This window comes from Hydrogenoanaerobacterium saccharovorans, from assembly GCF_016901815.1.
Taxonomy (GTDB): Bacteria; Bacillota; Clostridia; order Oscillospirales; family Ruminococcaceae; genus Avimicrobium; species Avimicrobium caecorum.
Genome location: NZ_JACSNR010000002.1, coordinates 57,233 through 79,619 on the forward strand (window position 1 = coordinate 57,233; position 22,387 = coordinate 79,619).

The following is a 22,387-nucleotide window of genomic DNA, read 5'->3' on the forward strand; positions in this document are numbered from 1 at the left end:
CTTATCGGTCAGTTTGTATTGCTGCTGTCGGTCAGACAGGTCATATATATTTTATTTTACCACAGTTTTCCCGGAAGAAAAAGGGGGCTGTTGTCAAACATTTGGGGCAGTCAGTCCAGATCGGGGATGGCCTGCACCCCTGCCGGCGCCTGGGCATAGAACTGTTCCAGCACCCGGCGGGTCAGCTCCCGCATCCGGCGGTCATTGCGGCATTTGAGGATCAGATGGCAGCGGTACTTGCCTGCCACCCGGTAGAGGGTATCCCCGGCAGGGCCCAGCATCCGGATGGGCAGGTCGGCATATTCCGCCTGAGCCAGCCGGGTGAACAGCCGGGCAAAGAGTCTGGCTCCGGCGTGGGAGTCCGCCTCGGACACCGAGGTAAACTGCACCGTGAGCAGGCTGCAGAAGGGCGGATAGAGGTTCACCTTCCGGAAGAGGATCTCCTCCCGGTAGAAGGCCTCATAGTCCTGGGCCGATGCCAGCGCAAAGACCGGATTGTGAGGCTGGGCGGTTTCAATGAAGGCCCGGCCCGGGAGGTCAAAGCGTCCGCTGCGGCCCACCACCTGGGTGAGCAGCGAAAAGGTGCGCTCAAAGCTGCGGAAGTCGTCCGAATAGAGGGACATATCGGTGCCCAGCACTCCTACCAGCGTCACCTGGGGGAAGTTGAGCCCCTTGGAGACCATCTGGGTGCCCACCATGACGTCGTACTTCCCGGCGGCAAAGTCGCCGAACTTCTCCTCATAGGCGAACCGGGACATGGTGGTATCCACATCCATGCGCAGGATGCGGGCCTGGGGAAAGAGCCGCTGGAGCTCCTCCTCGGCCTTCTGGGTGCCGATACCGCTGAACCGTACCAGCGAACTGCCGCAGTGGGGACAGACCGCCGGGACCTCCTGGGTGTGGCCGCAGTAATGGCACATGAGGCGTCCGTTCTGACGGTGGTAGGTCATCGCCACCGAGCAGTTGGGGCAGGTGACCGCTTCGCCGCAGGAGGAGCATTTCATCACCGTATGATAGCCCCGGCGGTTGAGCAGCAGAATGGACTGCTGGCCCATCTCGAGGTTCTTGAGCAGCTCGGCGCAGAGAGGTTCCGAGAAGATCTCCCCCACCCGTTCGGTGCGGGTGGTGTCCACGATGGTGACATCGGGGAGCTGGCCCGAATACCGTTCGGTGAGCCGGGCCAGGGTATAGCGCCCGGTGCGGGCGGCATGATAGCTCTCCACCGACGGCGTAGCCGAGCAGAGCAGCAGCCGTGCCCCATGGTACCGGCAGCGCACCCGTGCCACCTCCGCCGTGCGGAACCGCGGGGAGGACTCGGACTGATAGGTGCGCTCCTGTTCCTCGTCAATGACGATGAGGCCGAGGTTTTCCACCGGGGCAAACACAGCGCTGCGGGTGCCGATGATAATATCCGCCCCGCCGTCCCGGATGCGCCGCCACTCATCGGTGCGCTGCGCCATGGTGAGGGAGCTGTGCAGCACCGCCGTGCGGCTGCCGTACCGGGAGCGGAACCGCTCGATAACCTGGGGGGTCAGGCTGATTTCCGGCACCATGACAATGGCCCGCCGCCCTTCGGCAAGGGTCTGGTCGATGAGCCGCAGGAACACCTGGGTCTTACCGCTGCCGGTGACGCCATAGAGCAGCACCGGCTTGCCCGGGTCCCCTGCCAGGATGGTATCATAGGCGGCCTGCTGGGCATCAGTGAGCAGAATGGGTTCCGCCTGGGATTCTTCGTCCCGTCCGGCATAGGGGTCCCGGTAGACGATCTGCTCATAGAGCTCCACCGCCCCGGCTTTCCGCAGGTTTTCCACCACGATCCGGGTGACGCCGCTGTAATAGCACAGCTCCTTCACCGAAACACTGCCGAATTCCTCCAGCACTGCCAGCACCAGTTCCTGCTTTTTGGTCAGGGGTTTCCGCGGCTCAAAGTCCGGTGCCGGGCGCACCATGGTCACCCGCTCATCCAGTACCCGGCGGCGGTCGTTGATCTCACTGCGCACCGCTCCGCACTCCATCAGGTATCGCAGCAGCCGGTGCAGGTCCTTCTCACCGGTCTCCTCCGCCAGCTGCTCCGGGGTCTTGCCCTGTCCGGCCCGGATGGCCTCCAGCAGCTTTTCCGCTCCCTTGGGGGCATCGGCGGGAAGCTCCGCTCCCGGCTCCGCCAGGAACTGATCCTCCAGATCCATACCCAGTCCCGCCGGGATCAGCACCCGCACCGCGTCAAACCAGCTGCAGAAGGTGTGTTCCCGCAGCCAGCGCATCAGGCCGAGCTGTTCCTCCCCGATGAGCGGCTGACGGTCCACCAAGGAGGCGATCTTCTTGAGTCGGGCAGTGTCCTCCGATTGGCTCAGGGACAGCACCAGTCCCAGCCGGCGGCGGTTGCCCCGGCCAAAGGGGACAGTCACCCGGCAGCCCACCTGGACCGGCAGGCCGTCCGGCACCAGATAGCTGTATTCCCGGTCAAACTGCGGGGTGGCCTTATCCACAGCCACAGCGGCAATCTGTGCCATCGCTCATACTCCTTTCCTGCTCCCTGACACAAGAAATACCGGCTGAGAATCCCGGCCGGTATTGCTTCTAACGATTGATTCGGTTTTGGGGATTACTGCTCGTCGTCGCTGCCGATGTAACGGATGGGAGTCCGGGGATAACCGCTGGCAAATTCCTCCACAGCCAGCTGTACCGGCTTGACATCCAGTACTTCGCCCCGCTCCTCGGCTTCGTTGACGATCTCACGGGCACGGCGGGCTACTTCGATCACGAATTCGTATGCGCTTTCATCTTTCTTTACAATCTGAGACATGGCAGGTCTAAGCATTGTTATTCACCTCATCAATAAAGTCTTTCATATATTTGGGCATGGCCTTGGCGGCTTCCAGAATCACTTCCAGCTGGCGTACCGCCTCGTCCACATCATCGTTTACCAGAATAAAATCATAGTCATAGGCCAGCTGCATTTCGCTGCGGGCAATATCCAGCCGCTCCATGATTTTCTCCTCGCTCTCGGTGTTCCGACCGTGCAGACGGTTGGAAAGCTCCTGGAAGGACGGCGGCATAATGAATACCGAAATGGCCTCGGGACAGCGCCGGCGTACCTGCTGGGCGCCCTTGACCTCGATCTCCAGAACCACATCCAGTCCCGCAGCCAGGTTCTTTTCCACCGCAAACCGGGGAGTACCATAATAATTGCCGCTGTAACGGGCATATTCCAGCATCTCATCATTTTCAATGAGGTTCTCGAACTGTTCCTTGGTGACAAAGTGATAATTCACTCCGTCGATCTCTCCTTCCCGGGGAGCCCGGGTTGTAGCAGAAACGGAATATTTTACATTTTGATTGCGCTCCATAAAGGGACGCATGATCGTGCCTTTGCCCACGCCGGACGGCCCGGACACCACGACCAGAAGGCCTCTTGTATTATTCATCGTCCCCATCCTCGTCTTCGTCGTCCAGTCGGTTTGCCACCGTCTCAGGCTGGACTGCCGAGAGGATGACATGGTCGGAATCGGTGATGATCACCGCACGGGTCCGACGCCCATATGTAGCGTCGATCAGGGTGCCGCGTTCCCGGGCATCCTGGATAATGCGCTTGATCGGCGCTGATTCCGGGCTGACAATGGCTACCAGACGGCTGGCAGACACCATATTTCCAAATCCTATGTTGATGAGCTTCATTCCGGGATACACCGCCTATTCAATATTCTGGATCTGTTCGCGCACCTTTTCGATCTCGCTCTTGAGTTCCACCACAATGCGGGCCATCTCAGCATCCTGCGCTTTGGAGCCGATGGTATTGGCTTCCCGGTTCATCTCCTGCACCAGGAAATCCAGCTTGCGGCCCACCGGTTCCTCCAGGGTGAGGATATGCCGGAACTGATCGATGTGGCTGCGCAGCCGGACTGTTTCCTCGTCCACTGCCACCTTGTCCGCAAACAGGGCTGCTTCGGTGAGCACCCGGCTGTCGTCAATCTGACGGTCCGCCAGCAGTTCGCCGAGCTTCTTGTAAAGGCGCTGCCGGTAGGCTTCCACCGTTTCAGGACTGCGGCGCTCCACTGCTTCCACCAGAGTGAGGATATTGTAGAGCTTGGCTGCCAGGTCTGCCGAGAGCTTTTCGCCCTCCCGCCGGCGCATGGCAATAAAGCTGTCCAGGGCGCCGTCGGCTGTTTCCGAAATATCCCGCCACAGGGCATCCTCGTCCACTTCCGCCATACGGGTGGTGAACAGATCCGGAAGCCGGCAGAAATCCGAAAGGGTCAGATCATCGGTGAGACCGTTTTTCCGGGCGAAGATCCGCAGCTCTTCCAGGTAGGAGAGCGCCAGTCCCTCATTGAGGGTAACCCGGGAAGCAGAGCCCTTCTGCTCCGCCACAGTGACCGAAACCTCCACCTTGCCCCGGGCGATCCGGGACTGTACCTGTGCCTTGAGCTTGTCCTCGATAAATCCAAGGCTCCGGGGAAGCCGGGAAGAAAATTCCAGGTACCGGTGGTTCACCGCTTTGATTTCTACGGTAATGTCCCGGCTGCCCAGCGTTTTCTGACAGCGCCCGAATCCTGTCATACTCTGTATCATTGCAGCACCTCTGTCCTGCCGGCAGATGCAGGTCTGCCGTCTGTGTTTTCTCAGTCCTATCCTATTATAATAGCGTCTGGCAATGGCTTTGTCAATTCACAAAGCCGGAAATTCCGCTAAAAACCGCTGCTCTGACCCTTGCAGCTGTGCCGTCCGAAGAACCGTTCCAGTTCCTCGGCCTGATCCAGCGCGTAATCGTACACCTCAAAGGCCCGGCGATACTCCCCGGCAGCCTCGCCGGAGACGAAATACTCCTTCACACCCGCAGAACGGGCCGCATCAAAAGCTGCCCGCACCAGACCATCCAGCAGGCCATAGTCCTCGGGGTCCTCCAGCCAGCCGCTCCGGTACCAGACAGTATCCTCCCGGATCTCCGCCTCGGCCCGGCCCAGCTCTTCGCCCCGCTGGGTCGCCCGGCAGAGCAGGGTGTTCCCGGACTGCTCCAGTTCGATCTTCAGCATGGCCTTACCTCCGTCCCAGCGGGGTACGGCCCTTGCCGGCGGGCTTCACCGGAGCCTTCTTTGCCGGACGGCTGCCCCGCTCTGCCGCAGCCTTTTCCCCTTCGGCATTCTGCCGGCGGTTCACTGCCTTGTTCATGTAGCCCCGGATGGCACTCAGTTCCGCAGGGGTCAGCTCCCGGTACTCACCCGGCTGGAGCATGCCCAGCTTCACCGGGCCGATGTAGGTGCGCTTCAGACGGGCCACCTCCAGTCCCACTGCCTCGCACATCCGGCGGATCTGCCGGTTCTTGCCCTCGGTGATGGTCATCTGCAGCACCACACGGCCGGGCTGCTGATCCAGCACATGCACCTGGGCAGGCTGGGTGGTGTAGCCGTCATCCAGCAGCACACCGGAGGAGAGCTTCACCAGCTGATCCTCGCTGATGCCCGGACGCACTGTGACCCGATAGGTCTTGCCGATGTGGTTGGCAGGGTGCATCAGGGTGTTGGCAAAGTCGCCGTCATTGGTCATCAGCAGGAGGCCCTCACTGTCCTTGTCCAGCCGTCCCACCGGGTAGAGCCGCACCGGGAAGTCCGCCACCAGGTCAGCCACACTGCGGCGGCCCTTTTCATCGCTCATGGTGGTGACATACCCACGGGGCTTGTGGAGCATTACATAGTAGTTTTTCTTCTTTTTCTGGAACCAGACCCGTTCGCCGTCGATGGCAACAATATCCCGGCGGATGTCGATGGGATGGCCGGGCTGGGCCGGGCGTCCGTTGACGGTGATCCGTCCCTCCTTGATGAGTTCCTCGGTGCGCCGGCGGGAGAGGATTCCCTGATCGGACAGCACCTTCTGGATGCGTGCTTTATTTTCCATGTTCATTCTCCTGACTCTTTTTATCTTCTCACGGCGTCACCGCCCCAGCAGCGAGCCGATAAATTCCAGTATTCCCTGGCGTTCCCGGGTGAGGGCAGGCACATCGCTGTCCGCCATCAGAGCAGACTGCCATACCACCTTGTCGCCGCTCAGCAGACGGATCTCCCCCAGCACCTGACCGGCCTGCACCGGCGCATAGACAAACCGGGGCAATTCCACCTCCCGGGTGAGCTCGTCATATTCCCGTTCCAGCAGGGCCGCTTCCGGCTCGGCTGCGGGAACCGCCGCCACACTGTCCCGGGTACCGCCGGTCACCGGTACGCTGAGCCCCTCGGTAAAGCCCGAGAGGTCCACCCGGGCCAGCAGCGGGAAGAAGTGCTCATACAGCCGCATGTGGGTATTCACATCGTCCTTGCCATTGAGGGTGACGATGATCAGCCGGGTGCCGTCCTTTTCCGCCGCTGTCACCAGACAGAGCCCGGCGTCATCGGTATACCCGGTCTTGACCCCGATGGCATAGGGATAGCGTTCCAGCAGCTTGTTGGTGGTATAGAGACTGCGGTTATAAGGGGGATTGCCAAAGGCCATGCGGATCTCCTGCTTGGATACAATGTCCTCAAAGTCCTCGTTTTCCAGAGCATGGGCCGCCAGAGCCGCCAGATCCCGGGCAGAGGAGTAATGCCCCTCGGCATCCAGTCCGCTGGGATTGCGGTACTGGGTATTCTCAAGGCCCAGCTCTGCCGCCCGCTGATTCATCAGCCGGACAAAGGCCTCTTCACTCCCGGCAATCTCCACCGCCGCCGCGTTGGCTGCGTCGTTGCCCGAAGGCAGCAGCATGCCCGCCGCCAGCTGATGGAGGGTCACACTGTCCCCGGGCTGCAGGCCCATGGTAGTGCCCTCCACCTGGATAGCATCGGAATCCACTGTAAAGTACCGGTCCTGATCGGGCTGCTCCAGAGTGAGCAGCGCTGTCATGATCTTGGTGGTACTGGCATTGGCAAGCCGTTTATCCGGGTTCTGGGCGTAGAGCAGCCGTCCGCTGTCCGCGTCCATGACCACTGCCGCTTCGGCATTCACTTCCAGATCCCCGGCCATGACCGCTACGGTCATTTCCCCATAGGAAAACCCCAGGCTCCCCCACAGGAGCCCCACTGCCGCCGCTGCGGCACAAAGAAACTTTTTCTGCACAAAATCACCGCCTCTCCACCATTTTTATGGCGGGGCGAATGATTTTATCCCTGCTTATCCCAGCTTATTCCTGGGGCGCGGCGGTGGGTTCCGGCTTGTGATGAGGTTCCGCGGTGTTCTTGGAGAACAGCCCCGAGATCTTGTCCACCACATCGGGCACCAGGTTCATGGCACGTTCCGCGGTGTTGTTTTCCCCTGCCAGCTGTACCAGCTGCACATTGCCGTCCTTGACAATCAGGAAGGCGATGGGCTGGATGGTCACGCCGCCGGCTGTGGCGCCGCCGAAGGCCTCTCGCTTGTTGGTGGGCAGGTCACTGCCGCCCATGCCGTAGCCGAAGGTGACCTTGGACACCGGAATAATGGTGGTGCCGTCGGGGGTGGTGATGGGATCGCCGATAATGGTGTTTACATCAATGAGCGTCCGCAGGTTTTCAAAGCTGTCGCCCATCAGTCCTTTTACTTTGCTGTCCATAATTTACTGCACCTCAGTTTCATTGGGATCAGCTCCTGCCGCCTGGGCGGAACTGTCATTGGTCTGTTCACGTTCCTGCCGGCGCTTCACCAGCCGGATCACAAATCCGGCTCCAAAGGCCAGCAGTGCCACGGGCCGCAGGGTAACACGGCTTTCGGCATAGATATTGTCCTCCTCCCGGAAGAAATCCGGCAGGATCAGGATCTCAGGATAATCCACGGTGAAGATCCGTCCCAGCGCCAGATAGACGCTGTATACGGCGGCACTGGTATGTCCCGCCCGGACAGCTGCCTCTGCGGCATCACTGCCCGTTGTGAGAACCCGCACCGCGGTATGGTGGATATGCACCCGCCGGAGCAGTTTTGCCAGCGGCGCCGGAAGCGATGCCGCCAGATCCAGCACCAGCCCGGCATTCACCTTCTCCGGGAACAGGGATTTCTTTTTCTTCTTTTCCTTTGGTGTGTCCTGCTTCTGTCCGGGTTCCGGCTTGGGCGGTTCCGGGGATTCCCCGGTGGTCTCATAGACCCGGGCCAGCAGTGGCCCCACCCCGGCCCAGACCGTCAGGCGGGAATTATAGCGCACCCGGACGCTCAGCGGCAGCCAGAGCAGAACAACCAGCAGGACCGGGATCAGCAGCAGCCATTTCACGGCTCTTCCCCCTGTCCGTCTGCCGGGGTCAGGGAGAGCTGTTCCAGCTGCTCCTGTGCCTGAGCCGCCGCGGTGATGTCCGGCAGCTCATCCAGGCTCTGCAGCCCGAAGCACCGCAGGAAATTGGCAGTGGTCCGGTAGGCGATGGGTCGTCCGGGCAGTTCCAGCCGTCCGGCTTCCTCCACCAGGTCCCGTACCACCAGCGAATTCACCGCTGAGCTGGAATCCACGCCCCGGATCTGCTCCACAAAAGCACGGGTCACCGGCTGGTTGTAGGCGATGATCGCCAGCACCTCCATCGCCGACTGGGACAGCGGAGTGCTGCGCTTCTGGCTGAGCACCGAGCGGATCAGGTCGCCGTATTCCTCCGCTGTGGCAAGCTGGACATTCTCCTCCAGCTCCAGCAGCTCAAAGGGGAGCCCGGCTTCCCGGAGCCTGCCCCGGAGCCGTTCCAGTGTCTGGCGCATGGCAGCCTTGTCCACTCCCAGCCCCTCGGCAAGCCGTTCCAGTTCCAGCGGTTCCCCGGCTGCAAACAGCACTGCCAGAATCCGCCGGTCCCCGGCATCAAAGAGCGGTATTTGTTTCTCGTTCATCTTCGTCCTCCTGCTCTGTCTGCGGTGCGGCAAACTGCCGGTCCGCTTCTGCAAGTTCCTCATCGGTCAGGCTGCGGTAATCGGTCACTTCCACATCGCCGTCGTCATTTAGGCACACCCGTCCGGATTTCATCAGTTCCAGCAGGGCCAGAAAGGTGGCGACCATCTCACTGCGTTCCCGGCTGTGGGAAAAGAGCCCGGCAAAGCTCACCCGGCTGGAATGATAGAGCCGGCGCAGGATGGAAACAATGCGGGAGCCCACCGATACGAACCGGGCTGCCACCAGCGGACGGAACACCTCTGCCGGCGGAGGCTTGAGCCGTTCGCCCTTGCCCAGGGCACTGCGGTATGCCGCAAGGAGCAGTGCCGGGGAGTGACTGAGCCGGTAGGTGAGGTCCACATCCAGCGGCATGGGCTGTCGGGTAAACACACTGCCCATCCGGCTCTGGGCACCCAGGAGTGCCGCCGCCTGACGGCAGGCCTGGTATTCCAACAGCTGTCCGGTGAGTTCCCGGCGGGGGTCCTCGTCCTTTTCATGCTTGGGAAGCAGTTCCACCGTCTTGATATAGACCAGCCTGGCTGCCATCTCGATGAATTCGCTGCCCACTTCCAGGTCTGCTTCCTCCATCTCACGCACAGCAGCAGTATACTGTTCCACCAGGGTGGAAATCTCGATGTCGTAGATATTGAGCTTGTGCCGGGCAATCAGGGTAAGGATCAGGTCAAGAGGGCCTTCCACCTCACCGGCCCGGAAGGAAAGTTTCTCCATCTGGCGCCCCCTACACGATCAGCTCCGGGATAAAGGCCGTAATGGCATACATGCCATCGAGGATATACCCGGTGAAATAGTAGATGATGTTGGTAAACACATCGGTAAAGAGCAGCACAAACAAAAAAATGGTATTGATGGCTCTGGCATAGCGGTAATAGGTCATCAGCCAGCGGCGGGGCAGCAGATATTCCAGCAGGCGGCTGCCATCCAGCGGCGGCACCGGCAGGAGGTTAAAGACTGCCAGCGATACGCTGATGGAGGCGATGGTCTGCAGGATCAGCACCATATAATAAAGTGTGTCCACATTTGCGCCGTTATAATAGCCCCGGACCCAAAATCCCAGCGAAACCTGTGCCAGGATCAGGAACAGGAAGCCCATGATCAGGTTGGCAAAGGGGCCAGCCATGGCGGTGATGACCATATCCCGACGGGGATTCTTGTAATAGCGGGGGTCCACCGGTACCGGTTTGGCCCAGCCGATGCCCACCAGCAGCATGAGCAGCGATCCCACAGGATCGAGATGCACCAGCGGATTGAGGTCGAGCCGTCCGTCATTGGCGGCAGTGGGGTCCCCGAGGGCATAGCTCACCCGGGCATGGGCGTACTCATGCACCGGCAGGAGCAGCAGGAGCACTGCCGCCCGGCTGAGGAGATTGATCATCATTGTATTGTCCATGGGGTTCCTCCCGTAAAAAATCAGATACTGTCACAGGATATATTGTAGCATAAACCCGCTGGTTTTTCCACCATTCCCGGTGATTTTTCCTCCTTCCGCCCGGGACAGAAAAAACTCCGCCTGCCCTCCGGCAGACAGAGTTTTCCACAAATGGGAATTCAGTTGGTGGAAAGGGCAGCTGTTTCGCCGCTGTCCCCGTTCCGGTTCAGTTCAGCTGGGAGGCCATCTCCTGCGCATAGAGCGCCAGGCACTGGTCAAATACGCCCTCCGGCACCTTCCAGATCACCTGGTTCTGGTAGTCAAAGAGCTCGTCCGTCCCCCGGAACATATAGTACAAAGTCCCCTTGGGTGTTTCCGCGGCGATATAATAGATCGTCCCGCCGGTGACCAGCTCAAACGGCACCGTTTCGGTGACGCTTTCCAGCGCCGCTGTCAGCTCTTCTGCCCGCTCCCCGTCTTTCAGGGTCAGGAACAGGGGCTGATCCTCCCAGTTCCACACACAGAGCTTCAGGGTGCTGCCCTCCGGCACCGCAAGCGGCCCGGCAGGCTCTGTGCCCCAGGCGTCAGGCTCGTCCTCGGGCCAGGCAAGCTCAGTGCGCTCCACCCGGGACTCTGCCGCCGCAATAAACCCGGACACTCCCCGCTGGAACGAGAACGCCAGCTGATCCATTCCCAGCCAGTAGGTCTGTCCGTTCTGCTCGGTGCAGAGCCCGCCGTCCAGCAGCACCCGGTAGACATAGTCCTCGCCGTCATCGGTGATGGTGAGCTCCACCCCCGTCTGGATCCAGTCCACGGTTTCCGGCGGGGTCTGGGGCGTCAGGGCGCCCAGCCCTTCCAGAAAGCCGGTGTCAAACTCCCCGGCCTCCAGTGCCGGGGACCGCTCTCCGTCTCCGGTCAGGCAGAAGGTCGCCGCCTGTACCTCCCCATCGTAGGTGTGCAGCACGGCATCGGTGCTGCCCCACTCGGTTTCGGTCCGGGCTGCGGCTTGACTGCTCCCGCCGCCGTCATCTGCGGCTGGGGAAGGATCTCCGCTCCCGGTGCAGCCGGTGAGCAGCAGGGAAATCGCCAGCATCATGGCAAACCATTTGGATCGCATCGGAACTCCTCCTTTTTAATCGGCTGCGCAGCGGCAGCCGCTTCTCTGATTTTATCCTATCACATCCGCCAGGGAATGCAAAGCGGTTTCCGGCAAAGCCTTGCATTTTGTTCCGCCCCGTGGTACAACAGAATTATTCCCACAGTATTTCAGAGAGGAGGCAGAAGGATGGAACCCTTTGGCCCTGATTTCCGGTTCCGGGAGGCGCCTCCCGCTTTTGCGGATTACCAGCGGTTTATCCTGGAACACTATGACGCCGAGGAAGTCCCCATCAGCGCCTTTTCCCATTCGCTGGACCGGATGCTGCGCTTTAACTGCTTTCACTCGGTCGATAACCGGCCCCGGCGCAGCATGGATGACTTTGTCTTTACAGCCTATCTGCTGCCCCGCACGCCCCGGAATGAAGAACTGTACGAACGCCCCTGGAACGGGAAAAAGCCCCACTATGTGGTGCTGGAGCAGCTGCTCGGCGTTGTGGACACCAGCTGCGCCAAGCTCTCGCTGCTCATGCATATCGCCATGGGCATCACACGGGAGGATTATGAGAGCAAATCCCTGCGCTATAAAATCCATCTCCGTTCCGTGGAGGCACTGGAAAAAGGCGAGTATTAAAATTTCAAAAAAGGCTTGCTTTTCTTCTGGAAATCTGATAGAATACCAATGTTGACTTTACCGATACCCAGAAGGAGGTGCAGACAAATGGCAAAGTGCGATATCTGCGGTAAGGGTGTAACTTTCGGCATTAAGGTTTCCCATTCTCATAGAAGATCCAACCGGACCTGGAAGCCCAATGTAAGACGAGTTAAGGCTATGGTAGACGGTTCTCCCAAGTACATTCACGCCTGCACCCGCTGCATTCGTTCCGGCAAGGTAACCCGCGCCATCTAACGAACGCTCAATACTGTAACACAAAGGCTGTTCCGATTCCTGGGACAGCTTTTTTGTTTGCCCGGCAGACTCTCCTACTCTCCTATGCAAAAAAGGACTCCCCTCTTTTTTCCGAGGGGAGTCCTTTTTGTATTTCTGATTCCGGCTCAGCGGGAGAGATTTCCCTCCTGCAGCCAGGTGTATTCCGATTCGTGCCGGCGGGGACGGCCCATCAGGTCGGCAATGGCCTGACGGATATCCTTGCCCTCATACAGCACCTTGTACACTTCGTTGGTGATGGGCATTTCCACACCCAGACGGCGGCCCATCTCATAGGCGTTCTTGGTGTTGGTGTAGCCCTCAACGGTCATGCCCACCTGCTTGACTGCCTCAGCGCCCGAGAGGCCCTGTCCCACCAGGATACCGCACCGCCGGTTCCGGGAGTGCATACTGGTACAGGTCACGATCAGGTCCCCCATGCCCGACAGTCCGCCGAAAGTCTCGGTACGGGCGCCGCAGGCCACGCCCAGACGGGCGATCTCAGTGAGGCCGCGGGTCATCAGCGCCGCCTTGGTGTTATCCCCCAGACCCAGACCGTCCAGGGCACCGGCTGCCAGCGCAATGACATTCTTGAGGGCGCCGCCCAGCTCTGCGCCGATGACATCATCGGTGACATAGATGCGGAAGGTGTCGCCCGAGAGGGTCATCTGTACCCGCTCTGCCATATCCAGATCCCGGCAGGCTGCCACCACCGTGGTGGGGATTCCCTTGGCGACCTCCTCGGCATGGCTCGGTCCCGAGAGGATCACACAGGGATTCTCGGGCAGCTCCTCGGCGATGACCTCATCCATCCGCTTGAGGGTCTCGGGCTCAAAGCCCTTGGATACGCAGACCGCCACAGCTCCGAGAGCCAGTCTGCCATGCAGCTGGGCCGAAACCGACCGCACTGCCGAACTGGGGACAGCGATGAGCACCAGCTCCGCTTCGCCCAGGGCAGCGAAATCGGTGACAATGGCGATCTCCTCCGGGATCTTCACACCCGGCAGCAGACGGCGGTTTTCCCGGTCAGTCCGGAGCTGTGCCGCTTCGTCCTCCCGGTAGGACCACATGGTCACCTCATGTCCGTTTGCCTGGGACATCACAGCCAGCGCCGTACCAAAGCCACCGGCGCCCAGAATAAACAGTTTTGCCATATTCATTCCTCCAAACAGCGGCGCCGGAAGTTTACTTTCCGGGACGGCCGATTTTTTTCTCGGTGCCATTGAGCAGGCGCTTGATATTCTCCCGGTGCATATAGAGGATCAGCGCCACACAGATGAGCGCGAAGGTCACATCCAGCAGCGGAGGCCGCCCGATCAGCCGGCATTTTATGTACACCAGGATCGGGTAGGCCGAAGCGCCCAGCACCGAAGCCAGCGAAACGATCCGGGTGATGAAGGCGATGGGCACAAATCCGATGAACAGCACCACAAACAGATCCGGGTTCATCAGGAGGATAGCGCCGCAGGCTGCCAGGATACCCTTTCCGCCCTTGAAGTGGAAGAAGATCGGGAACAGATGCCCCAGCAGCACGCCGATGGCGCCCACCCAGCCCCCGTCAAAGGGGAGTTCCACACCCAGGGAACCGATGATGGTCCGGGCGATGAGCACCGACGCGGTGCCCTTGAAGAAGTCGCCCAGGCCGGTGAGAAAGGCTGCTTTTTTGCCGTAGGTGCGCAGCATATTGGTCATGCCGGCATTGCCGCTGCCGTAGTTGCGCACATCGTCATGGTAGAGCAGCCGGGACACGATCACCGCAAAATTCAGGCTGCCCAGCAGATAGGTCAGCACAAAGGAGAGTCCCATGGCAAGAAGCACATCGGAACCAAACATACAGAAATCAACCCTCTTTCCTTACAGCCTGTATTACTTGCTGTCCTTGCCCCGCTCCCGGGGAATGATGCGGATCGGGGTACCGTCCAGACCGAAGGTCTCCCGGATCTGGTTTTCCAGATACCGCTGGTAGGAGAAGTGGAACAGATCCAGGCTGTTGCAGAAGATCACAAAGGCCGGCGGCTTGGTGGAAGCCTGAGTGATATAGAAGAGCCGCAGCCGCTTGCCCTTATCCGATGGGGGCTGTACCCGGGCAGTGGCATAGGCCAGCATATCATTGAGCATACCGGTGGAAATACGCCGGGCATTCTGCTCACAGACATAGTTGATCAGGTCGTAGAGTTTGTCCACCCGCTGACCGGTGAGCGCCGAAATAAAGATGAACGGCACATAGCTCATGAAGGAGAAGTCATTCTCCAGCTTCTTGCGGTACTCATCCATGGTCTTACCGTCCTTTTCCACGGCGTCCCACTTGTTGATGACCACAATGCTGGCCTTGCCCTGTTCATGGGCATAGCCTGCCACCTTGGAATCCTGTTCGGTGAAGCCCTCAGTGGCGTCGATGACGATGAGGCAGACATCCGCCCGGTCCACTGCCATATAGGCACGCAGGACGCTGTACTTCTCGATGTCGTCATCCACACGGGATTTGCGGCGGATACCGGCGGTGTCGATGAGCACATACTTGCCGTGTTCGTTTTCCAGGATGCTGTCGGTGGCGTCCCGGGTAGTGCCGGCAATATTGGATACAATGGCCCGCTCCTGACCGGTCATGCGGTTCACCAGCGAGCTCTTGCCCACATTGGGCTTGCCGATGATGGCAACCTTGATGTACTCCTCGTCATACTCTTCCCGGTTCTCGAAGTCGATGTGCTCGAAGCAGGCGTCCAGCAGGTCACCGGTGCCATGACCATGAACCGAGGAAACGGGAATGGGATCACCCAGACCCAGGTTGTAGAACTCATAGTATTCCGGCGGAACATCGCCGATGGTATCCACCTTGTTGACACAGAGCACCACCGGCTTGCCGCTCTTGAGCAGCATGGAGGCCACTTCCTGGTCGTTGGCAGTGACGCCGGTGCGCAGGTCGGTGACCAGTACGATGACATCAGCGCTCTCGATGGCGAGCTGGGCCTGGCGGCGCATCTGGGAGAGGATCACATCATTGGAATAGGGTTCGATACCGCCGGTATCCACCAGCATGACCTCCTTGCCCCGCCATTCGCAGGGGGAGTAGATGCGGTCCCGGGTCACGCCGGGGGTATCCTTTACAATGGAAAGACGCTGGCCCACCAGCTTGTTGAACAGGGTGCTTTTTCCCACATTGGGACGTCCCACAATGGCAATAATCGGTTTCGCCATAAGCATTTCCCTCCTTCTTCTTTATAAAAGGACAGCCATGGATTGCAGACTGTCCGGGAGAATCATTTCCTGCATTTTCATACGATCATTCTGAGTATACCATAAAATCCGGCGATTTAACACCTTTTCCGGCTGTATGATGAGAAAATGCAGACAAAAAGCCGGGCAATCGAACAGGGATTGCCCGGCTTCTATCATCTTTCGTTATAAAACAGATCCGGCAATGCGATTAGGCATTTACTTCGGGATCCATCTTGATCACTTCTCTGCCCTTGTAGAAGCCGCAGTTCTTGCAGACTCTGTGGGGAACAGTCAGTACGCCGCAGTTGGGGCACTTGCTGAACGCAGGAGCGCTGATCTTCCAGACATTGGATCTTCTCTTGTTCTTTCTTGCTTTGGACGACTTTCTCTTCGGTACTGCCATGATGGCGCCTCCTCAAATCAAAATAAATGGTTTAATCTTCATTTTCGTCAAGGAGCGTAAGAAGCACGCTCAGACGGGAGTCCACCTCTTTTTCCTGAGAACAGTTGCAGGTCGACTCATTCAAGTTCGTTCCACATTTCGGACATAGCCCCTTGCAGTCTTCCCTGCAAAGGATCCTTGTTGGTAGCTCAAGAAGAATGTCCATTGCCACAAGCTCGTCCAAGTCCAGGGTATAATCCCCACAGACGATGAATTCCTCCTCGTCTTCGCCGGCCAGCTCATGCACAAGAATGTGTTCAAAGTTCATAGAGAGATCTCTCTCAACGGGGGTCAAGCAGCGGTCGCACAGCGTATTTAGCGTAAACGTGGCCAGGTAACCTAAAGTAACTATGCCCGTTCTGTTTTCCACCGTACCTATGATATGAACCGGCTTTACCAGCGGATGCCCTGCTCCGTGCCGCAGATGCGACAGGTCCAGATCGTATTCAAACGACTGCTTTTCCCCAGCCCTGTCGAAAAGGTCTTTCAGCTGAAGAACCATCGTTTGAACCCTCCTCCCATTCCGGTAAAACACTCGATCCACCTTGATTTTGGGCGCAAAAACACCGCAAAACCAGATGGTACTCAAATATTATATATAGAGAAACTCCCTTTGTCAAGCGGTTTCCGGCAAAATTCCTGTTCTTTTTCCGAAGAAACAAAACAGCCGGGTTTCTCCCCTCTGCCCCATTAGGCGCCGGACAATACCGGGTCCACTTCGATCTTGGCCCGGGGCGAACCATCGGTCAGGGAGGTGGACACACTGTCGAACTCCTCCATGCCGGACAGCCGTTTCCGGATGGATTCCGAGGCGGTCTCCAGGTCGCCGAGATCCGGACCGCTCAGCCGCAGTTCCACACCGCTGCTGCCAAAGGACATGGACTCCTGCTTGGATACCTCCACCGAGCAGTTTTTCAGGCCGCTGGTCTTTTCACGCAGGTTCTGCACATAGGTGTCGGTATCCACCGAGGCATCGTCCTTGAGGGTGATGGACACCGAACCGGCAGAACTGCTGCCCATCATGCCCATGCCGCCGCCTCCGCCGCTGACACGCAGGGAGTAGCTTTCCACATCGGGATCTTCGCTGATCATGCTCTCGATCTCTTCCATAATGGCGTTGGTGTTCTCCAGATCCAATCCGGAGCGGGTCCCCACCGAAACACTGATGGTGTTGGTGCTGCCGGCGGGCATCAGCTCCATATCGATCTGTGTGAACAGGAAGCCCGCTATGGCAAGGCAGGCAATGGCAGAGGCCACCACAGTTTTTCCGGCCCGCAGCGCCCGGCGCAGCAGAGCTTCATACTTGCCCTCCAGCACATGCATCATCACATGGGAACGGGAGGTGAGCTTTTCTCTCGGACGCATCTTCACAAAGAGCAGCGGTACCAGCGTGAGGGCGCCGAGCATCGAAGCCAGGGCGGAAGTGATGTCCTGGTACTTGTCATCGGTGTCCACATCGTAGCCAAATTCCAGCATGATCATGGAAGATCCCTCACTGGAGGTGGAGGTCATCGACTCCACTTCGGTGATGCCCGAAAGAGCCGATTCGATCTTCTGGGTGACCATCTCGTCCACCTCATCCGGCGAGGCATCGGGATAGCTGGTCATAATGGTCATGGTGGGCATATTCATCTCCGGCGTGGACTCCAGCGGCATCTCAAAGACCGAGGAAACACCGAACAGAATCAGGCTGACCAGACAGATAAAGACGCAGACCGGCCGCTTGACTGAAAAATCCGGCAGAGAAAACATCATTGAGCCTCCTTCTGTTCACTGGGGGCAGTCTGAGCTGCGTCACCGGCTTCCGGACTGGTTTCCGGGGCTGCTTCCCCCTCCCCGTCCGGTGTTTCCGCGGCGGAGGATTCCGCCATCCGGTGCGACACCCACAGCCCCATTCTGGAGGTGCGGCAGATTGCCCGGAACCTCAACGCCATGGTGGAGGAACTGGGGATGGTGGAAACCCTGCGGGAGGACTTCATTGCCGGGGTATCCCATGAGCTCAAGACGCCGCTCACCGCCATTGAGGGCTATGCGGTGCTGCTGGGGGAACCGGACATCACCGCGGCGGAACAGCGCCAGTATACTCAGGAGATTCTGGACAGCTCCCGGCGGCTCTCCCGGATGGCGAGCAGCATTCTGCACCTCTCCAGCCTGGACCATTGCAGTGAACTGCCCGGCTACCGGGAATTCTCCCTGGACGAACAGCTCCGGCAGTGCCTGCTGGAACTGGAGCCTCACTGGACCCGGAAGCATCTGGAACTGGATCTGGAGCTGCCGGAGGTGCGCTGTACCGGCTCGGAGGAACTGTGCCGGCAGATCTGGCAGAACCTCTACTCCAACGCCATCAAATTCACGCCGGGCGGCGGCACCATCACCACCCGGATCACCACCGAACCGGGCTGGGTGACCGTTTCAATCTCGGATACCGGCATCGGAATGCCTGGGGAAGTACAGAAGCACATCTTTGAAAAGTTCTACCAGGGGGACGCCTCACACAGCACCAATGGCACCGGCCTCGGGCTGGCGCTGGCAAAGCAGATCACCGACCTGCACGGCGGCTCCATCTCGGTGCGCAGCGCCCCGGGCGAGGGCTCCTGTTTTTTCGGTGCGGCTGCCGGTGCAGCCCGCCTCCCGGCGGCTCTGTGCCAAATCAGGTCAATCATAAAAAAGGAGCCGTGGGTCTCCCCTGTTCGGGGAAAACCCACGGCTCCTGCCACAGTCCGTTTCCGGTCAGCCGGGAACGGATCTTTTTTTACTTATAGTACTTTACAGCGCCCTTGAAGACCGGCTGATACTTGTGGCCCTCAATGTTGCGGTATACGCCCTCGGAGAAGCGCTCGAAGTGCGCCATCTTGCCGAATACACGGCCGTCCGGCGAGGTGATGCCCTCCACGGCGTAGCTCGAACCGTTGGGATTGTATTCCACTGCCATGCTCGGCTTGCCGCTGAGATCCACATACTGGCTGGCGATCTGACCATTTGCTACCAGCTCGGCAAACTGCTTCTCGCTGCAGACGAACCGGCCCTCGCCATGGGACAGACCCACAGTGTAGACACCGCCCAGTTCGCACTCGCTCAGCCAGGGAGACCGGTTGGAAACCACCTTGGTGCGCACCATAGTGGACTGGTGGCGTCCGATCTTGTTGAAGGTGAGGGTGGGATCGCTGGCCTTGATGTCCACGATTTCGCCGTAGGGCACCAGACCCAGCTTGATCAGAGCCTGGAAGCCGTTGCAGATACCGTTCATCAGGCCGTCCCGGTTCCGGAGCAGCTCCATCACTGCCTCGGTGACAGCCGGGCTGCGGAAGAAGGCTGTGATGAACTTGCCCGAGCCATCCGGCTCATCGCCGCCGGAGAAGCCGCCGGGGATGGAGACGATCTGGCTCTGACGGATCAGCTGGGCGAAGGCGTTAGCCGACTCCTCGATTTCAGCGGAGGTACGGTTGCGCACCACGAAGATCTCGGGGACAGCGCCCTCCATGGCAAAGACTCTTGCCACATCGTATTCGCAGTTGGTGCCCGGGAATACGGGAATCAGCACACGGGGCTTGGCAAACTTTTCGCTGGCAGCGATCACCATGCCGCCGTCCCAGCGCACTTCCGGAGCAGCCTCCTTGGGGGTGGGCATGTGGTAGGGATAGACGCTGTGGAGGGTCTCCTCCCAGCGGCCCCGCATATCCAGGCCGCCGATGGTCTCGCCGTCCAGACGAATCGCAAAGTCCTCGGTGGTGTGGCCCAGCAGTTCGCCGCCGTCACACTCGCCCACGCACTCCAGCAGGATAGCGCCGTGCAGCGGAGCAAAGACACGGTCCACATCGGTGCCCTCTTCAAAGGCAAAGCCGATGCCGTTGCCCAGAGCCATCTTGGTGATGCCCTCGCAGATGCCGCCGGCACCCACTGCCCAGCCGGTTACCGCTGTGCCGTCCGCAATGCGGTCCCGGACAGTGTCCAGCATGGTGCGCAGGCTCTCGAAGTCAGGCAGGCCGTTTTCGTCAGTCCTGGGGGCGAACAGATAAACCGGATGTCCTGCCGCCTTGAACTCGGTGGAGATAATGCGGTCGATCTTCTGGGTGGAAACCGCAAAGGAGATCAGAGTCGGAGGAACATGGATGTCCTCGAAGCTGCCGCTCATGGAATCCTTGCCGCCGATGGCGCCGGCACCCAGCTCGAGCTGTGCCCGCAGCGCGCCCAGCAGAGCGGCAAAGGGCTTGCCCCAGCGGTCAGCGTCCCGGCCCAGCTTCTCGAAGTACTCCTGGAAGGAGAGCCAGCAGTGCCGCCAATCCGCACCGGCTGCGGTGAGCTTGGCAATGGATTCGATCACGGCATACATGGCGCCGTGGTAGGGGCTCTGCTCGGACAGGTAGGGATCGAAGCCCCAGGCCATCATCGAGCAGGTAGTGGTCTTGCCGTCCAGGACGGGGATCTTGGCAGCCATCACCTGAGAGGGGGACAACTGGTGCTTGCCGCCGAAGGGCAGCAGCACAGTACCGCCGCTGATGGTGGAGTCAAAGCGCTGTACCAGGCCCTTCTGGGAGGCCACATTCAGCGAGCCGACCCGCTGCATCCAGCGCTCGGAGGCCGAACCGGTCTCCTGCTCGGGCTGACGCAGGGCGGGGGCAGCTACCTCCACCGAAATATGCTTGGCAGCGCCGTTGGAGTTCAGGAAGTCACGGGACAGGTCCACGATGGTACGTCCGTTCCAGTGCATAACCAGACGGTTCTTGTCGGTCACCACTGCCACGGGGGTAGCCGAGAGGTTCTCCTTCTCGGCAGCGGCGATGAAGCGGTCAGCGTTCTCAGCCGAAACCACCACTGCCATACGCTCCTGGGACTCACTGATTGCCAGCTCGGTGCCGTCCAGGCCCTCATACTTCTTGGGCACACGGTCCAGCTGGATATCCAGGCCGTCTGCCAGCTCGCCGATGGCAACCGATACACCTCCAGCACCGAAGTCGTTGCAGCGGCGGATCAGACGGGTGACCTCCGGGTTGCGGAACAGGCGCTGGATCTTGCGCTCTTCGGGCGCGTTGCCCTTCTGCACCTCTGCGCCGCAGGTGGTCAGCGACTGGGCGGTATGGCTCTTGGAGGAACCGGTGGCACCGCCGCAGCCGTCCCGTCCGGTGGCGCCGCCCAGCAGGATCACCACATCGCCGGGGGCGGGAACTTCCCGTACCACAGCGTCAGCGGGAGCAGCACCCATGACTGCGCCCACTTCCATACGCTTGGCTACATAGCCGGGGTGATATACCTCTGCCACATGACCGGTAGCCAGACCGATCTGGTTGCCGTAGGAGCTGTAACCAGCGGCAGCGGTGGTGACGATCTTGCGCTGGGGCAGCTTGCCGGGCAGGGTCTGGGAAGCCGGGGTGAGGGGATTGCCCGCACCGGTGAGGCGCATGGCCTGGTATACATAGCTGCGTCCCGACAGCGGGTCACGGATGGCGCCGCCCAGACAGGTGGCAGCACCGCCGAAGGGTTCGATCTCGGTGGGGTGGTTGTGTGTTTCATTCTTGAACATCAGCAGCCAGTCCTCAGCCTTGCCGTCGTGATCCACGGTGATCTTCACCGAACAGGCGTTGATCTCCTCGCTCTCGTCCAGGTCGGTGAGAATGCCCGCCCGGCGCAGTTCCTTGGCGCCGATGGTGGCAAGATCCATCAGGGTCACCGGCTTGTTCTTGCCGGCATGGACAGTACCCCGCAGTTCCAGATAGTTCTTGTATTCCTCGGCAATGTAGTCACAGCCGATCTTCACATCGTCGATCTGGGTGGCAAAGGTGGTGTGCCGGCAGTGATCCGACCAGTAGGTGTCGATCATCTTCACCTCGGTGATGGTGGGGTCACGGTGCTCGGTATCCCGGAAGTAGGCCTGACAGCAGAGTGCGTCGTCCAGATCCATGGCAAGGCCCTGGGTACGGATAAACTCCTCCAGACCGGCCCGGTCCAGAGCGGTAAAGCCCTCTACTGTGGCAACGGTCTCCGGAACAGCATAGCGGGCCTCCAGGGTCTCAGGCATCTCCAGCGAAGCCTCCCGGGATTCCACCGGGTTGATCAGATAGGTCTTGATCCGCTCGAGTTCCTCATCGGTGATGTCGCCCTCCAGTACATAGACCCGGGCATTCTGCACGGTGGGACGCTCGCACAGGGTGGCGAGCTGGATGCACTGGGCGCAGGAATCGGCCCGCTGGTCGAACTGACCGGGCAGGTACTCAATGGCAAAGACCTTGCCGTCACCGGCAGGGAGCTCGTCATAGACCATATCCACCGGGGGCTCGGAGAAGACGGTATCCCGCACCGAATCGAATACCTCCCGGCTGATGCCCTCCACATCATACCGGTTCAGCAGCCGGACATGGCGGAGCTTCGAAAGCCCGAGATCGTTCCGGAGCGACGCCAGAACCCCGGCAGCCTCCACGGCAAAGGGTTCCTTCTTCTCCACATAGATCCTGTAAACAGACATATTGCACAACTCCTTAAACCTCTGCCGCCCCG

General features: G+C 59.9%; 24 protein-coding genes. 3 read left to right on the forward strand and 21 right to left on the reverse strand.

All coding sequences use genetic code 11. The features are described from left to right. Positions 1–110: 110 nt before the first annotated feature. From priA to H9X81_RS02660, 14 genes are all read right to left on the reverse strand, one after another. Positions 111–2,510, reverse strand: a complete 2,400-nt coding sequence (gene priA / locus H9X81_RS02595; RefSeq protein ID WP_204719609.1) for a replication restart helicase PriA — start codon at positions 2,508–2,510, stop codon at positions 111–113. A 92-nt stretch (positions 2,511–2,602) separates the two neighbouring features. Next, positions 2,603–2,803 carry a DNA-directed RNA polymerase subunit omega gene (locus tag H9X81_RS02600; RefSeq protein ID WP_243423951.1) on the reverse strand — a complete coding sequence of 67 codons (201 nt, stop codon included), beginning with the start codon at positions 2,801–2,803 and terminating at the stop codon, positions 2,603–2,605. A gap of 7 nt (positions 2,804–2,810) precedes the next feature. Next, positions 2,811–3,425 (reverse strand): guanylate kinase, encoded by a 615-nt coding sequence (gene gmk, locus H9X81_RS02605; protein ID WP_177502836.1) that lies wholly within the window; start codon positions 3,423–3,425, stop codon positions 2,811–2,813. Next, positions 3,418–3,675 (reverse strand): extracellular matrix/biofilm regulator RemA, encoded by a 258-nt coding sequence (remA, locus tag H9X81_RS02610; RefSeq protein WP_204719611.1) that lies wholly within the window; start codon positions 3,673–3,675, stop codon positions 3,418–3,420. The genes gmk and remA overlap by 8 nt, the downstream gene beginning before the upstream one ends. Positions 3,676–3,690: 15 nt before the next feature. After that, complete coding sequence (locus H9X81_RS02615; RefSeq protein WP_177502834.1) at positions 3,691–4,569, reverse strand: YicC/YloC family endoribonuclease; 879 nt, start codon at positions 4,567–4,569, stop codon at positions 3,691–3,693. Between the two features lie 116 nt (positions 4,570–4,685). After that, positions 4,686–5,030: a hypothetical protein gene (locus H9X81_RS02620; protein ID WP_191393070.1), complete on the reverse strand. Its 345-nt coding sequence runs from the start codon at positions 5,028–5,030 to the stop codon at positions 4,686–4,688. A gap of 4 nt (positions 5,031–5,034) precedes the next feature. Further along, entirely contained in the window at positions 5,035–5,889 is an 855-nt protein-coding gene (locus H9X81_RS02625; protein ID WP_177502832.1) for a pseudouridine synthase, read from the reverse strand. A 36-nt stretch (positions 5,890–5,925) separates the two neighbouring features. Further along, positions 5,926–7,077 carry a serine hydrolase gene (locus H9X81_RS02630; protein WP_204719614.1) on the reverse strand — a complete coding sequence of 384 codons (1,152 nt, stop codon included), beginning with the start codon at positions 7,075–7,077 and terminating at the stop codon, positions 5,926–5,928. Between the two features lie 64 nt (positions 7,078–7,141). After that, complete coding sequence (ytfJ, locus tag H9X81_RS02635; RefSeq protein ID WP_204719616.1) at positions 7,142–7,549, reverse strand: GerW family sporulation protein; 408 nt, start codon at positions 7,547–7,549, stop codon at positions 7,142–7,144. Between the two features lie 3 nt (positions 7,550–7,552). Further along, positions 7,553–8,197, reverse strand: a complete 645-nt coding sequence (locus tag H9X81_RS02640) for a DUF2953 domain-containing protein (RefSeq protein WP_204719618.1) — start codon at positions 8,195–8,197, stop codon at positions 7,553–7,555. Beyond that, entirely contained in the window at positions 8,194–8,790 is a 597-nt protein-coding gene (gene scpB, locus H9X81_RS02645; RefSeq protein WP_204719620.1) for an SMC-Scp complex subunit ScpB, read from the reverse strand. The genes H9X81_RS02640 and scpB overlap by 4 nt, the downstream gene beginning before the upstream one ends. Next, positions 8,762–9,559: a segregation and condensation protein A gene (locus H9X81_RS02650; protein ID WP_204719621.1), complete on the reverse strand. Its 798-nt coding sequence runs from the start codon at positions 9,557–9,559 to the stop codon at positions 8,762–8,764. Before H9X81_RS02650 ends, scpB begins: the two co-directional genes overlap by 29 nt. A gap of 10 nt (positions 9,560–9,569) precedes the next feature. Next, positions 9,570–10,238, reverse strand: coding sequence for a site-2 protease family protein (locus tag H9X81_RS02655; RefSeq protein ID WP_204719623.1), 669 nt, complete (start codon positions 10,236–10,238; stop codon positions 9,570–9,572). A 205-nt stretch (positions 10,239–10,443) separates the two neighbouring features. Next, positions 10,444–11,334 carry a hypothetical protein gene (locus tag H9X81_RS02660; RefSeq protein ID WP_204719625.1) on the reverse strand — a complete coding sequence of 297 codons (891 nt, stop codon included), beginning with the start codon at positions 11,332–11,334 and terminating at the stop codon, positions 10,444–10,446. 168 nt (positions 11,335–11,502) lie between these two features. On the opposite strand from H9X81_RS02660, the gene H9X81_RS02665 reads away from it, so the two are divergent. Next, a complete protein-coding gene (locus tag H9X81_RS02665; RefSeq protein WP_204719627.1) occupies positions 11,503–11,946 on the forward strand; it encodes a hypothetical protein in 444 nt (147 codons plus the stop codon). Positions 11,947–12,033: 87 nt separating this feature from the next. Continuing rightward, the gene (gene rpmB / locus H9X81_RS02670) at positions 12,034–12,222 is read left to right on the forward strand and encodes a 50S ribosomal protein L28 (RefSeq protein WP_177502823.1); all 189 of its coding nucleotides are present in this window, start codon (positions 12,034–12,036) and stop codon (positions 12,220–12,222) included. A gap of 146 nt (positions 12,223–12,368) precedes the next feature. Here the strand turns inward: rpmB and H9X81_RS02675 are convergent, their stop codons facing one another. The 6 genes from H9X81_RS02675 to H9X81_RS02700 all read right to left on the reverse strand — a co-directional run bounded on the left by H9X81_RS02675 (position 12,369) and on the right by H9X81_RS02700 (position 17,653). Next, complete coding sequence (locus H9X81_RS02675) at positions 12,369–13,394, reverse strand: NAD(P)H-dependent glycerol-3-phosphate dehydrogenase (RefSeq protein ID WP_204719629.1); 1,026 nt, start codon at positions 13,392–13,394, stop codon at positions 12,369–12,371. A gap of 31 nt (positions 13,395–13,425) precedes the next feature. After that, positions 13,426–14,073, reverse strand: coding sequence for a glycerol-3-phosphate 1-O-acyltransferase PlsY (gene plsY, locus H9X81_RS02680; RefSeq protein ID WP_191393062.1), 648 nt, complete (start codon positions 14,071–14,073; stop codon positions 13,426–13,428). 33 nt (positions 14,074–14,106) lie between these two features. Beyond that, the gene (gene der / locus H9X81_RS02685) at positions 14,107–15,435 is read right to left on the reverse strand and encodes a ribosome biogenesis GTPase Der (protein WP_177502820.1); all 1,329 of its coding nucleotides are present in this window, start codon (positions 15,433–15,435) and stop codon (positions 14,107–14,109) included. 229 nt (positions 15,436–15,664) lie between these two features. Next, positions 15,665–15,859, reverse strand: a complete 195-nt coding sequence (rpmF, locus tag H9X81_RS02690) for a 50S ribosomal protein L32 (protein WP_204719631.1) — start codon at positions 15,857–15,859, stop codon at positions 15,665–15,667. A 31-nt stretch (positions 15,860–15,890) separates the two neighbouring features. Continuing rightward, the gene (locus tag H9X81_RS02695; RefSeq protein WP_177502818.1) at positions 15,891–16,400 is read right to left on the reverse strand and encodes a YceD family protein; all 510 of its coding nucleotides are present in this window, start codon (positions 16,398–16,400) and stop codon (positions 15,891–15,893) included. 188 nt (positions 16,401–16,588) lie between these two features. After that, the gene (locus H9X81_RS02700; RefSeq protein WP_204719634.1) at positions 16,589–17,653 is read right to left on the reverse strand and encodes an efflux RND transporter permease subunit; all 1,065 of its coding nucleotides are present in this window, start codon (positions 17,651–17,653) and stop codon (positions 16,589–16,591) included. A gap of 147 nt (positions 17,654–17,800) precedes the next feature. Between H9X81_RS02700 and H9X81_RS02705 the strand changes: the two genes are divergently transcribed. Beyond that, a complete protein-coding gene (locus tag H9X81_RS02705; RefSeq protein ID WP_204719636.1) occupies positions 17,801–18,679 on the forward strand; it encodes an ATP-binding protein in 879 nt (292 codons plus the stop codon). Here the strand turns inward: H9X81_RS02705 and H9X81_RS02710 are convergent. Then, positions 18,651–22,355, reverse strand: a complete 3,705-nt coding sequence (locus tag H9X81_RS02710) for a phosphoribosylformylglycinamidine synthase (RefSeq protein WP_204719638.1) — start codon at positions 22,353–22,355, stop codon at positions 18,651–18,653. The genes H9X81_RS02705 and H9X81_RS02710 overlap by 29 nt on opposite strands. Positions 22,356–22,387 lie beyond the last annotated feature (32 nt).